The 12,445-nt window shown below is 50.6% G+C and carries 10 protein-coding genes; 7 read left to right on the forward strand and 3 right to left on the reverse strand.

Annotation, left to right across the window (positions count from 1 at the left end; all coding sequences use genetic code 11):
* Positions 1–18 precede the first annotated feature (18 nt).
* Together NG665_RS05715 and NG665_RS05720 are read left to right on the forward strand one after the other, a co-directional pair.
* The gene (locus NG665_RS05715; protein ID WP_252672726.1) at positions 19–1,071 is read left to right on the forward strand and encodes a S66 family peptidase; all 1,053 of its coding nucleotides are present in this window, start codon (positions 19–21) and stop codon (positions 1,069–1,071) included.
* Between the two features lie 194 nt (positions 1,072–1,265).
* Positions 1,266–1,838 carry a flavodoxin domain-containing protein gene (locus NG665_RS05720; RefSeq protein ID WP_252672727.1) on the forward strand — a complete coding sequence of 191 codons (573 nt, stop codon included), beginning with the start codon at positions 1,266–1,268 and terminating at the stop codon, positions 1,836–1,838.
* Between the two features lie 129 nt (positions 1,839–1,967).
* On the opposite strand, the gene NG665_RS05725 is transcribed toward NG665_RS05720, so the two are convergent.
* Entirely contained in the window at positions 1,968–2,285 is a 318-nt protein-coding gene (locus NG665_RS05725; protein WP_252672728.1) for a DNA polymerase V family protein, read from the reverse strand.
* Between the two features lie 183 nt (positions 2,286–2,468).
* Between NG665_RS05725 and NG665_RS05730 the strand changes: the two genes are divergently transcribed.
* From NG665_RS05730 to NG665_RS05740, 3 genes are read left to right on the forward strand one after another with little or no spacing between them, the layout of a single operon-like run.
* The gene (locus NG665_RS05730; RefSeq protein ID WP_252672730.1) at positions 2,469–4,211 is read left to right on the forward strand and encodes a cytochrome c biogenesis protein CcdA; all 1,743 of its coding nucleotides are present in this window, start codon (positions 2,469–2,471) and stop codon (positions 4,209–4,211) included.
* Between the two features lie 41 nt (positions 4,212–4,252).
* The gene (locus NG665_RS05735; RefSeq protein WP_252672731.1) at positions 4,253–4,807 is read left to right on the forward strand and encodes a sigma-70 family RNA polymerase sigma factor; all 555 of its coding nucleotides are present in this window, start codon (positions 4,253–4,255) and stop codon (positions 4,805–4,807) included.
* Positions 4,804–5,520, forward strand: a complete 717-nt coding sequence (locus NG665_RS05740; RefSeq protein WP_252672732.1) for an anti-sigma factor — start codon at positions 4,804–4,806, stop codon at positions 5,518–5,520. Before NG665_RS05735 ends, NG665_RS05740 begins: the two co-directional genes overlap by 4 nt.
* A gap of 205 nt (positions 5,521–5,725) precedes the next feature.
* On the opposite strand, the gene NG665_RS05745 is transcribed toward NG665_RS05740, so the two are convergent.
* On the reverse strand, positions 5,726–10,015 hold the full coding sequence (locus NG665_RS05745; protein ID WP_252672734.1) for a family 20 glycosylhydrolase: 4,290 nt from the start codon (positions 10,013–10,015) through the stop codon (positions 5,726–5,728).
* 973 nt (positions 10,016–10,988) lie between these two features.
* Here NG665_RS05745 and NG665_RS05750 point away from each other — a divergent pair.
* Positions 10,989–11,444 (forward strand): hypothetical protein, encoded by a 456-nt coding sequence (locus tag NG665_RS05750; RefSeq protein ID WP_252672736.1) that lies wholly within the window; start codon positions 10,989–10,991, stop codon positions 11,442–11,444.
* On the forward strand, positions 11,441–11,635 hold the full coding sequence (locus NG665_RS05755; RefSeq protein ID WP_252672737.1) for a helix-turn-helix transcriptional regulator: 195 nt from the start codon (positions 11,441–11,443) through the stop codon (positions 11,633–11,635). Before NG665_RS05750 ends, NG665_RS05755 begins: the two co-directional genes overlap by 4 nt.
* Positions 11,636–11,707: 72 nt before the next feature.
* Here NG665_RS05755 and pdxT read toward each other — a convergent pair whose 3' ends face one another.
* Positions 11,708–12,349 carry a pyridoxal 5'-phosphate synthase glutaminase subunit PdxT gene (pdxT, locus tag NG665_RS05760; RefSeq protein WP_252672738.1) on the reverse strand — a complete coding sequence of 214 codons (642 nt, stop codon included), beginning with the start codon at positions 12,347–12,349 and terminating at the stop codon, positions 11,708–11,710.
* Positions 12,350–12,445: the final 96 nt, after the last annotated feature.

A 12,445-nucleotide genomic window follows, 5' to 3' on the forward strand; every position in this document is an offset into this window, starting at 1 on the left:
TAGGGCTAGAGTAGTTTTATGACTACTTCTCAGAGCATAATATCTCCTGGTTTGGTTCATCGCGGTGACAAAGTCGCCGTCTTGTCACCAGCGTGGGCAGCACCGGCATACTTCCCAGAGATTCACGCCCAGGCTATGCGCCGCCTAAAACATGAGTTAGACGTTGAACCGGTTGAGTTTGCGACGACGACGATGATGGGAGCTTTCCTTGAACAACGCGCCGCAGATCTCAACGCGGCTTTTGCTGACCCCGACATCCGCGCTATCTTTACTACAGTTGGTGGCGATGATTTGATCCGGCTAACGCCTTTGCTTAACCGGGACTTAGTGGCTGCAGATCCGAAACCGTTCTTCGGATATTCCGATAACACCAATATTTTGAATTGGTTGTGGACTAACGGATTTGGAAGTTTCCACGGCGGTGCCACGCAGGTTCACTGGGGAACGGGTACGAAAATCGACCCTATCCACCTGTTGTCGCTACGCGGTGCATTGTTCGGCGATGACATTGTTTTACCTACGGTCACTGCATCTGAGGACTACGGCTTTGATTGGTCTGATCGGCGAGCATTGAGTCAAGACGTAGCACGTGAGCCAGCCATGGAGGTTGAGTTCATTGGCAGCGATAGCCTGGTGCGTGGCCCGACGTGGGGTGGATGTTTGGAAGTTTTAGATCAGATTGGAATGGCTGGCCGATTGCCAGATGCTGACGATTTAGAAGGAGCCATCCTCATTTTTGAAACATCGGAGATCCTTCCGCCACCAGACTATGTTGGTCGTTGGGTTCGTGCTTTGGGCGAACGTGGATATTTAGAGGCTAGCGCCGGGTTGATGTTCGCTCAACCAGTTGTTGATGATCGAGATGCACCAGCACCCGATGCGGTCAAAGAGGCTCGACGCATGGCCTATCTGGATTATCTCTTAACCAATGTGAGTCTATATCGCAACGATCTACTTGTTGTTATGGGCGTTGCGTTTGGCCACACCCGACCACAAGCGATTCTTCCCTACGGCGGCCAGGTTTCGATAGATCCCATTGCAGGTAAGATAACTGCACATTTTTCACGCTAAGCTCCACTAACCAGCTACCACCACAGGTCCATCATCGATGGCCCATCGACGTTTATTACCCAACCCTAACTATCGGTGTCGCTATAATGGGATTATGCTTTGAGCGTTGATAAAAGAGTTATCTACCGGAGAATCACCGCTATCTAACGGGGAGTTTCTTCGCTATCACATATTTCACACGGAAGTGTCGCAAAATGAAACGAACAATCGTTATCTACTCATCTGTTACCGGCTTCGCCCGCACCTATGCGCAGTGGATTGCCCAAGATTTAGACGCTGACCTTTTCGAGCTCGACCATCTGATTCCGGTGCTGAAAAACGGGAGCCGTGCACTAAGTGATTATGATTTGATCGTCTATGGTGCCGGGGTGCGTATGGGCATCATTCGTAAGTTTGCTACCTTCCGCAAGCTTATCAAACAGGCCGGATTATCGACGTCGAAAAAGATTATTGTCTGGGCCAATGGCGGCACTCCACAACATCCAGATCGTGACTATCGCAGTGCGTCGCGTACCTTTACCCGAGTCGAGCTTGCTCGCGAAGACTACTCCTATTTTTATTTAGAAGGCGGAGTACGTTATGAAGGATTAAATATTGTTGAAACCGCATTGTTGAAGACGTTTGCAAAACGAGTCCAAAGATATCGGGATCGAGGCGAATGGGCGCGAGCTGTTGCCGATCATATTGCTAACGGTTATGACCACACTGATCGCAACGCTATTGCCCCGCTCGTTGCGCGTGGCAAAGAAATACTCCAGCACCAATAACTGCGAAGATGCCGTTTTAGAGCGGCATGCTGGTGCTTGCGGGCACTAAAAAGGGACCGGATAACTCCGGTCCCTTTTTAAGTTAAGTATGAAACGTGAAGAGCTCACACGTAAGAACTACTTATCGTCTTACTTCTTCTCTTCGTCCTTCATTTTGTCGTCCGACATCTTGTCATCCTTCATTTTGTCGTCTGACATCTTGTCGTCTTCCTTCATCTTGTCATCCGACATCTTGTCGTCTTCCTTCATCTTGTCATCCGACATCTTGTCAGAATCCGACATCTTGTCGTCTTCCTTCATCTCGTCGTCCGACATCTTGGTGTCTGACATTTGCTTGTCGTCCATCTTGCCGTCATCCATCTTGCCGTCATCAGAATTGCATGCAGCAAGACCCACAATGGAAATAAGAGCAGCAGCGGTACCAGCAGTGATTCGACGAATATTCATAAAGTCTCCTTATATAGTGAGGCGGTTTGCCTCAACGATCATTCACAGGTAGTTCGGAGCCGGTAGCGAATCGGATTGGATTAGTTTGAGTGAGCTATGGCACATCATAATTTTGGCGTTATTCCAATCCAATACCCGAATTGATCCGAACTACCCATAGACTTTGCGAAAGGAAAAAATCTTATGTCTTTGATACTCATCGGACTGCTCGGCGGTTTCATTACCGGAATATCGCCGTGTATTCTCCCCGTTCTTCCAGTCATATTTCTCTCCGGCGCCCAAGGCGCTCAAACCTCAAATAAACCAGCGCAATCTATGGGCGGGAATTTCATCTCCCTAGGCGACTCAACCCCGTCGGCCACCCCAACAGTAACCACTGCGAACAAGCCCGTCTCCAAATGGCACCCCTACGCCGTCGTCGGTGGCCTGGTCCTAAGTTTTACTGCGTTTACGCTCTTTGGTTCAGCTTTGCTAACGCTGCTGAACCTCCCACAAGATTTCATCCGCTGGGCAGGAGTAATCATGCTCATGCTCATTGGAATCGCAATGCTGATTCCACGCCTGATGGAACTCTTAGAAAAACCATTTGCTCGCTTTGCTAACACCAACTCCTCGAATTCTTCTAATGGATTCTGGCTCGGGGTTGTACTAGGTGCAGCATACGTGCCTTGTGCCGGTCCGGTACTTGCAGCAGTATCTGTTGCTGGAACCACCGGACAAATCGGCGTCGATACTGTGATGCTCGCTGTTTCCTTCGGAATTGGTACTTCTATTCCGCTATTGTTCTTTGCCTTGTCTGGCCAAAAGCTTACCGAACGTATCAGTGCATTCCGTACCCGTCAACAACTCATCCGTGTTATTGCTGGTCTAGCAATGATCGGCCTAGCCTTCGGTATCATATTCGATCTGCCAGCTAAGGTGCAACGCGCATTGCCAGACTGGACTGCATCATTACAACAAAGCACCGAATCACTTTACGCTTCGGATAACGATGGCCCTTGTGTTGACGGCGCAGATCATCTAGCAGACTGCGGTCCGCTACCTGAAATTTCCGGAGCAATCGCATGGTTTAACACCCCTGGAAACGAGCCACTGGACAAAGCTGAGTGGACCAACAACGTCACTCTCGTCGATTTCTGGGCCTACTCGTGCATTAACTGTCAGCGTTCGATCCCAGGTGTGGAAAAGCTCTACAAAACCTATAAGGATTCTGGCCTGAAGGTTATCGGCGTCCACTCCCCTGAATACGCCTTTGAAAAGGTAGCGGAAAATGTGAAAGCCGGTGGCGATAGCCTAGGCATCACCTACCCGATCGCCGTCGACTCTAACCTCGTTACGTGGCAAAACTTCGACAACCATTACTGGCCCGCTCACTACCTGTCTGACGCTAAGGGGCAACTGCGCGCAATCAAGTACGGTGAGGGTGGCGAAGCAACTACAGAAAAGCTCGTCCGTGAACTTCTTCGCGATGCCAACCCCGGTATTGAATTGCCAGAACCAATTTTTAGCGAAGCTGATAATTCTTCGACGCTTTCCGAGCGCAGCCCGGAAACCTATTTAGGCGCGGCTCGTGCGCAATACTACGCGCAAGGAAAACTTGTAGCAGGTAAGCTATCTGCAACGTTCCCGGAAAAACTTGCCTCAGATACCTTCGCACTAGATGGCACCTGGCAAGTCAGCGCCCAGTCCATTACCCCTGTTGATGAGGCCGGACGGCTACGACTGTCCTGGCGTGGCGCCCACGTCTACCTCGTCGCCTCGGGTGAAGGTGATATCACCTGGACCGAAGACGGCACCGAGCGAACCTTGACCATTTCTGGTGTACCAAATGCACATGAGATCGTCAGCGCTCCGCACGGTTCTGCAGGGGTCATCGAACTCAACGTTTCCCCAGGAGTTGAACTCTACTCATTCACCTTTGGGTGAGACATTGTGACAAGTCTGGCAGAAAGCCGTACGATGGAAACGTGGTATCTCAGCTTTCTGATCCAGACGATGTCTTACTATCCCGTATAGCTAACGGAGATCAACATGCCTTCGCTATCTTCTTCGACCGATGGTCTGGAAAAGTCTTGGCGTTGATCCGCCAGATCCTGATTGATCATTCACAATCAGAGGAAGTCCTCCAAGAAGTCTTTCTTGAAGTCTGGCAAAAAGCTCCGGCTTTCCAGAACACTCGCGGCCATGCGCGCAGTTGGCTAGTAACAATTGCGCGCCGGCGTGCGATTGACCGGGTTCGATCATCACAGTCAGCACGCGAACGCGACACCGCCTATGTCACCACAACGGTGGACTATGATCAGACGCTAGAAACCGTCGACCAGCGAATGGAATCGCAGGCAGTGCGCCGCATGCTGGCCGACGTCGGCGAACCTCACTCATCAACTATCAAACTGGCATTCTTCACGGGATTAACTCACCGCGAAATTGCCGACAAACAAAATGTTCCACTAGGAACAGTAAAAACTCGAATCCGAGATGGATTAGCAAAAATGAAACGATTTATGGAGGAGGAACGATGAATATCGACAACGATATAGCGTTCCCAGATGACGTAGCTGGGGCGTTAGGCACCAGCTTGGCGCCTATCACTCCATCGGCTGACGTCCGGCAACGAATTTTGAGCACGATCAGCTCCCTACCCCAGGAGCGCAGCACTGGGCTACGAAGCGTCCCTAACTTGGCAGCCGATGGCTCTGCCCATCCTGACAACCTCGTGCCACTTAGATCTCGGCGTACACGCCTGATCCGCAACCTTTCGCAAGTAGCTGCAGCAGTAGTTTTAATTGGAGCGGGCGTTGGAATCGGTCGTTGGAGCACGCTCGATTCCATGGAGCACACCAGTAACTTTGCCGAACTAAACCAGGCACAAGATGTGGTACGCATTTCGGATAAAATGCCCGACGGGCATGTGGTGACCTTAATGTGGTCAGAGGAAATGAAGATGGCAGCGGTAACCATGCCACCTGAATTACAGGCTCCTCCAGGGCACAGCCTTGAAGTGTGGCTTCGCCACGGCAACCAGATACGCAATGCTGGAACATACGAGCCAAGTAATACCGGACCGTTCTCGTTTATCGATGTCATGCCAGAAGACGGCGATGAACTCTTCGTAACAATCGAACCCGAGGGGCAATCTCAGCAACCTTCCAGCGAGGCGATCATTACCTGGAAGATTGACATTAGACACGCTCCTTCGGAACGAGCGAGCACACAGTCTAACTCGTCAGTCTAAGCAACTATTTAACGGCATCTGCTTGGGACGGCGCCGTTAAACGTCAGCTACTACTTACAAGGGTTCCAGCGACAGCGTGCGACGGCTAAATCCTCACTCGAACACTTCACCGCTCAAAACCGAAATAGGTCTGGCTCCACATCATCGATGTGGAGCCAGACCTTTTCATATCTCTCAGGTTTCGTAGCCCGGAGGCGAAACTATGCTAGTTTCGGCGTAGCCGGACCATTCCTGCACCAAGACCGAGTAATGATAGAGCGAGTAGACCAAAGCCCACTACACTAGCACCAGTCTTGGCTAGCACATTTCCAGATGTCGAGCCGGTCTGTGACGTGCCAGCACTTGGCTTATCTACCACGTTGAGCTTGATAACGGACATTGGTTGGGTACCTTCAACGCTGGAAATAGCAACAACGTAGTGGGTGCCAAGCTCAATTTCCTTATCGATGTTGACGACGTAGCTCTTTACAACACCATTGGCATCGGCCAGCATCGCTGGCAGTGCCATTGGTAGTGAGTAGAGGTAGGCGCGGGCTGCCGCATTAGGTGCCAAACCTGTGAAATCAACAGCTACAGATTCACCACGGGCAACACTGTAGCTTCCACCGAGCGTCAGTTTTCCAGATGCTAATGCGTCCTCGATAGCCTTAGAGTCTGCAAAGACCGGGCCAGATTGAATATCACCTGGTACTGGATCTGCCGGGTTCGGCTTCGGATCTGCTGGATCAGACGGGTTCGGCTTAGGATCTGCTGGATCAGACGGGTCCGGCTTCGGATCTACCGGATCAGACGGGTCCGGCTTCGGATCTGCTGGATCGGACGGGTCTGCCGGAGTGACAATACTTAGTTGGAAGTACCGCCGATTCTTCGGAGTAACAAGCTCGAACAGCTTCTTGTCCCAATCAGCATTTGCCGTGAAAGTTAAAGTCGCATCTTGGCCAGCAGCCACATTAGTGTGTGCAACGAGACTATGATCATCCCCTGCCCACAATGTTGCTTGACCATCAGCCACTATACCCGCAATATGCACACTAACTTCCGAACCGGCATTAACTTCAACAACCACAGGCTCAGTGCCCGGTTCTGCCAGTGCCACTGCTTTTTCACCCTCACCAACGGTTGCGACAAATTCTGCCATATCCCCGCATTCGCCATCGATACGGATCTCTGCTGCACCTGCGAAAGCGTCGTTATTGTGAGAGTTTAGCCCAACAAGTTTCACGTATTGTGCCGATACCTCATCGAAGGAGACATACTGTGGCGCCGTCGAAGAGACAAACTGGCCAGTAGCTACTGGCTGTGCCCAGTTTTGGCCATCAGTAGAGACATAAATCTCGTAGTCTTTAATGCGGGTATTTTGGATATCTTGGCGTGGAGTGTACTCCAAGCCCGATACGGTACACGTCTTGTTGAGATTGAGGGAAATATGATGTGGGAATGGATCTGATCCACCCGCCCACTTCGTATGCCAGAACGTATCGGCTCGACCATCAATTGCGGCCTGCGCAAATCCATTAGGAGCACGCTCGCCAGTGGTTTCCTCAGAATCATAGTCATGGACAGTCAAGCCCTCCACTGGGAATCTAAGCTCACCGCCTGGATTTGGCGAAGACCAAATAGCAATCGAAGCACTCGCGCTACGCTCACCGTACACTGCACGCATCTGATAAACACCCGGGGCAGTATTTGCCGGAATCAAGATGTGAAGTGAACGAGCACCAGTAGCGTCTGGGCGAACTTCGCCTAGCTTCGTTTCCCCAAGGTAAACCTCAACTAAGGTATTAGGCTCGAATTCGGAGATGCTGAATTCAACCCGATCTAGTGGTTGCGCAAAATCTTGACCAAGTTCGAGTCCAGCATCACCAGATGCAGACCATGGGGTGAACAATGGCGAAGTCGCTGTAGCTGCTGGATCGATAGTGATCACTGCCGTTGCAGATCGATCACCTGCAGTCAAGGTCACTTCGTGTTGCCCCGGAGTTGCAAAATTGTGACGTGCCGTGAGCACATACATTCCGGAAGCATTGTATGCCGAACGATCCAAAGTAGATGTGATAGTTGCAGCCTGTGGAGTTGAACCATCACCCCAATCAACCATAACCTCAAGACCATCGGCACCCACTAACGAACGTGAGGTGCCATCTTCGTCGTTAACTGAATCGGTTTGTACCTTGAGCCCATCAGCAGAAACTTTCGTTCCAGGCGCAGATAGGTATCCAAGTTGGAATACGCCTTCGGAAGTTGGCGACGAGGAACGAACGCCAGCGACGTCGTAACCCCATTCAGCGTCCGAACCGTCGTAGAAGTTAGCTCCGTTAGCATTCAAATCGACGCCGATTTGCGAAATGCGCGACGCAAAATCAGTAACATCACGCTGATTTTGTGGAGTCCAGCCGATTTCGGCGTGTGACAGCACACGGTTGAACGTCAAGAATTCAACTTGGTCAATTCCACGAACTGTTTCAGACCACAACGGAGCTTCGTTTCCGGTGATGGCGTCATCGGAGGTTAGGCCAATGAATTCACGTGGATCCCAGTTGTAGTAGGACTTAAAGTCACAGTTTCCATTACATGCCCAGGTCAAAGCCAATGGGGTCTTGCTATTGTACTTTTGGTCCAAATACGAATTCGCTCCACGGGAGAGCAAAACCTTAGCTCCGTGATCGTTGACAGCTGCTCGAGTAGCCGTTGCGTCGCCAACCCAGTAATGCATCACATCACCAGTCGTAATGCCATCAGCACGGGCGATTTCGTTCCATCCAATAGGCGTCTTGCCTGATTCACGAACAAAATCCATTACTCGTCCCAGGAAGCGATTGTAAATTGCATCTGAATAACGAACGGTTAAAGCATGTGGTTCGTCGCCACCGATATGAATGTATGGTCCGGTGGTCATCTCTGCAATCTGGCCAAGTACATGCTTGACGAACGTCATCGAAATCTCAGCCTCAGGATGCAAGTATGAGTAGCCGACTGCCCCGGTACCATTGGCTGGTGCAGTTGGTTCAGCTTCGGTTGCTTCGTGTGAAGATCCAGGAATATTCAATTCTGGAATAGCATGCAAAGCCGCATTCGTGTGCCCTGGCAAGTCTATTTCTGGAATGATCATCACGTGGTGGGCAGCTGCGTATTCCTGTAGCTCAACATAGTCTGCTTGAGTTAAGAATCCAGTGCGTCCCATTTCATCAGAGGCTTGCTGGTTATGCGGTAGCATCGCCGTCTTTCCGGAGATCTCAGTGAGCTTAGTGTAATCGATCGGATCGCCCTGGGCTTTGCCATCGTTGGTAATCTCAATACGCCAGCCCTGATCATCGGAAAGATGCAAGTGTAATGCCGAGATCTTGTATTGTGACAAGGTATCTATAAGCTTCTTGATATCTTCCTTTGGCACAAATGATCGCGCAATATCGAGCATCATGCCACGGTATGCATAGCGTGGCCAGTCGGTGACGCTGACAGCAGGAACAACCCAATCTTTAATCACCGGAGTGTCCATGTGAACAAAGCCAGGCAAAAGCTGGAGCAAAGTCATCGAGCCGTTGAAGACTCCATGTGCTCCAACACCAGTGATTGTCACTTCGTTTTCATTCGACACCAACGAATACGCTTCATCTTTTTCAGATCCTTCAACTGCGCCAATAGCTAGCCGGATAATGTGGGACGTAGCAGAAGACTGTGCAACTACTGGAACCTCAAAGCCGGTAGATCCGCGCAAAGCGGTGGCAAGGATATTAGCTTCGGAAGCTAGATCTGCGCCCGCTACAATCTGCACATCAGGAGTGATAGTAAATCCTGGCTGCCCCTCGGCAACCGTTAAATTCACTGGCTTTGGCACCAAGGAAGAACCTGGGTCTTGAGTTTGCTCTACTGGCGGAGCTACCGGTTCTGGCCCATCGAATGCTTCAATTTCCCACAAAGAAGCACCGTACTTAACTCCATTAAATGGGGTCCGTTCCCGAACCTGGAGCTTGATCGCTGCAATAGCAGTATCTTTAAGTTCTTCTGGAATAGCAAAGGTTTCTTTGCTTGCTGGCGGGTCAGCAGGACATACCTGAGCTTCAGATCCAGCAATCTTCGTAAACGCTTGTCCGTCTTGCGATACTAGAAGATCCCATTTCTTTGGACAGGCGGCTTCCATCCACAAATTAATGTGATCTAAAGTGTGAGGCTCGGCAAAAGTAATTGTCGCCCAAGCATCATCACTAGTATTGGAAGACCATCGCGATTGTTGTGCTTTGGCTGCATCGGGGTTGACAACACCGTCGATCAACTTCTCACTCGCCCATCGTCCGTCACTAACTTCAAGGCCAGAAACTGCAACGGTTCCACCATTGGCTGCTGCGGCCCAGTTAGTGACAGTAGGTTCGGGTTCATCGGCAAATGCAAGCGGAGCAGTAGTCATTGCTCCAGCGAACACTAGAGCACCTGCACCGGTCATTGCAACCCATCGCATTAGTCGGGTATTTAGCGTACTTTTAAGTAAAAAGGTAGTCATAAGTTCTCCACGTCATTGTTGAGAAAGATATGCTTAATGCACATATCGTTACTAATGTACTATGGATTTTCTTCTCCGTCAGCACGAAGTTCATAAATCCCGAAATTTTCTCACTCCTCGCATACGGATGGAGCACGAGGCGGATGGTGGACGGTTGCTCGTTCGGCTCGTGGAGTAAAGCAGAGTGTGGTTGTGTTATTTTTTGGCTTAGGGCTTACGTGATTTTCGAGCTGAGAATTTGTGGTGTTCAGCCGGGATTGTAGTAATTATGCCGCGCGCTGCGTTTTAGCTGTTTTTCTTATCCGTTCTGCAACCGCCTATCTAGCCCACGATCACTTTCCTTCCCAGTCTCCTCTGGAAAATTGTAACGCTGGGCCAAAAACACGATCTCAAGTAGTTCCTTCCCGGTCATCCCTCACCAATCTGCCTAGACAAACTCTGTTTCATGCCGGTTTGCTACTGTTTATCTCGCCTACCTTACTGAACCGCTACGTTTATACCCAAATGTCGGGTTTCTGAGGTGGGTGTCGAGGCTCGCCTGTCGTAAAACCGGGGTATATGGGGTGATGTCCTCATATACGGGTCTATCGCCCCATATACCCCGGTTTCGCAACACGTTACGGCCTTAATGGAGAGTGGCGAGGTGTTTGGATGGACTAACTGCAGTATGGATGGGCTGGCTGAAGGTTGGGGTAAGGTTTGGTTGAACTGGCTGACGGTTAGGGCAAGGTGAACCGGCTGACGGTTAGGGTGTAGCGGGGCCGGAGTGATTGACGGTACGCAGTCCATCTAGCAATGACCCAGAATTTATCGACCGACCGAACAAGAAGCCCAAGCACCCCACGCCTTAGGCAGACCCGGAGCACGCTAATGCACTCACCGCCGCCCCTTTCTACTCACATGTCAAATATACTTGACACCATTACATACCCGAATGTAAAGTTTATTTTACATCTAGGAGGAAGGATCCAGTATGTCCCAACCAGATAAATCTACATGGGGATACACGAAACATAAACGATTACCTGCGCTGGGAATCGCGGTACCGATTGGCCTGTCAATGGGTGCTCTTTTCGGAGCATTATGGGCCTACTTGAGATCGGATACAGACAACATCTGGCTATATGTTGCCGTCTTCTCAACAACAACTGGATTTGTATTTGCCGGACTTATCTGGGTTAGCATCGTGGATCGTACAACTATTGCTGGCGCTATCGCCAAGCCCGAAGCAAGCATCGAAAACACCTGGCATTCTAAGGCCACATCAGTAGGATTCTTCACCGTGATGATCGCTAGTAGTTGGGGTATTGCCATTTCGAGTCTTTATAAGCATCACACCGCTACCCTCTACTTAGCAATAATCTTTTCCTTAGGCATTCTCGCTCTCATAGCCTGCTATGCTATCCAACGTATGCGAGCACTGAAATGAAGAATACGGTGGCGAAGTTACGTAAAGAAAACGGCTGGTCTCAAGAATATCTGGCACAGCAACTCGGAGTTAGTCGCCAAACTATCATCTCTATTGAGAAGGGACATTTCGATCCGTCACTTCCGCTTGCTTTTGATATCGCACGCGTCTTTAACCAACGAATCGAAGACGTCTTCTTCCCCGAGAAGTGACCTCAAGCAACCCGATAAGCAACCTCAAGGAATCCAAAAAGCAACCTCAAGCATCCCTAAGTCCAATAGCTCCTAGAGCATCTGGGCAAACGTAGTGTAGATGCTCATATCCTCATCGAGTTCTGGGTGGAAGGTAGCCCCAAGCTGGTTCCGATACGTCACTGCTACCGCAGTTCCGTCTGGCAAGGCGGCTAACACCTTAACTCCCTCACCTAGCTCAGCAATATGAGGCGCGCGAATAAACGTCATAGGAATCTGCGTTTCCTTGCCCGTAGCTCCAGCTTCTCCCCCATAAAACTTCCCATCGGCAATATGGAAGCTCCCGAGTTGACGGCCGTAGGCATTGCGAACAACAGTCACCGGCATAGTAGAAAAACCAGCAACTGCAACATGGGACGACGTCGGTGCGGCATGTTCGACTCCAGCCACCGGTCCGTTGGCGACCTGCTGAGCTAAGAGAATCAGACCAGCACAGGTGCCAAACACGGGTAATCCATCGGCTAGTTTGTGTGCGAGGGGTTCAAACATGTCGAGTTCGCGCAAAAGTTTGCTTTGAACTGTGCTCTCGCCACCGGGCAAAACCAGGCCGTCGAAATCACGGCGAGCATCATCGCCGTTTCGCAGTTCCACAGCTTCGAACCCGAGCTGTTCTAGTCGACGGCGATGCTCGATGAATGCCCCTTGTACGGCTAGCACCCCAACAGTTTTCACCATAGTTATCGTTGTTTCCTTTTCGCAATGATCACAGGTATCGGCATGTGTGCCGATACCTGGATGATCTAAAGATTGCCACTTATGTGTTGCGCGCAG

The sequence above is a fragment of the Arcanobacterium pinnipediorum genome (assembly GCF_023973165.1).
Lineage (GTDB): Bacteria > Actinomycetota > Actinomycetes > Actinomycetales > Actinomycetaceae > Arcanobacterium > Arcanobacterium pinnipediorum.

Bases quoted from the DNA above. Each gene is read 5' to 3' on its own strand.
- NG665_RS05750 (WP_252672736.1), top strand. From the start codon at position 10,989: ATGTCCCAACCAGATAAATCTACATGGGGATACACGAAACATAAACGA.
- NG665_RS05725 (WP_252672728.1), bottom strand. From the start codon at position 2,285: ATGAATATTCGTCGAATCACTGCTGGTACCGCTGCTGCTCTTATTTCC.
- NG665_RS05755 (WP_252672737.1), top strand. From the start codon at position 11,441: ATGAAGAATACGGTGGCGAAGTTACGTAAAGAAAACGGCTGGTCTCAA.
- pdxT (WP_252672738.1), bottom strand. From the start codon at position 12,349: ATGGTGAAAACTGTTGGGGTGCTAGCCGTACAAGGGGCATTCATCGAG.
- NG665_RS05740 (WP_252672732.1), top strand. From the start codon at position 4,804: ATGAATATCGACAACGATATAGCGTTCCCAGATGACGTAGCTGGGGCG.
- NG665_RS05715 (WP_252672726.1), top strand. From the start codon at position 19: ATGACTACTTCTCAGAGCATAATATCTCCTGGTTTGGTTCATCGCGGT.
- NG665_RS05730 (WP_252672730.1), top strand. From the start codon at position 2,469: ATGTCTTTGATACTCATCGGACTGCTCGGCGGTTTCATTACCGGAATA.
- NG665_RS05720 (WP_252672727.1), top strand. From the start codon at position 1,266: ATGAAACGAACAATCGTTATCTACTCATCTGTTACCGGCTTCGCCCGC.
- NG665_RS05745 (WP_252672734.1), bottom strand. From the start codon at position 10,015: ATGACTACCTTTTTACTTAAAAGTACGCTAAATACCCGACTAATGCGA.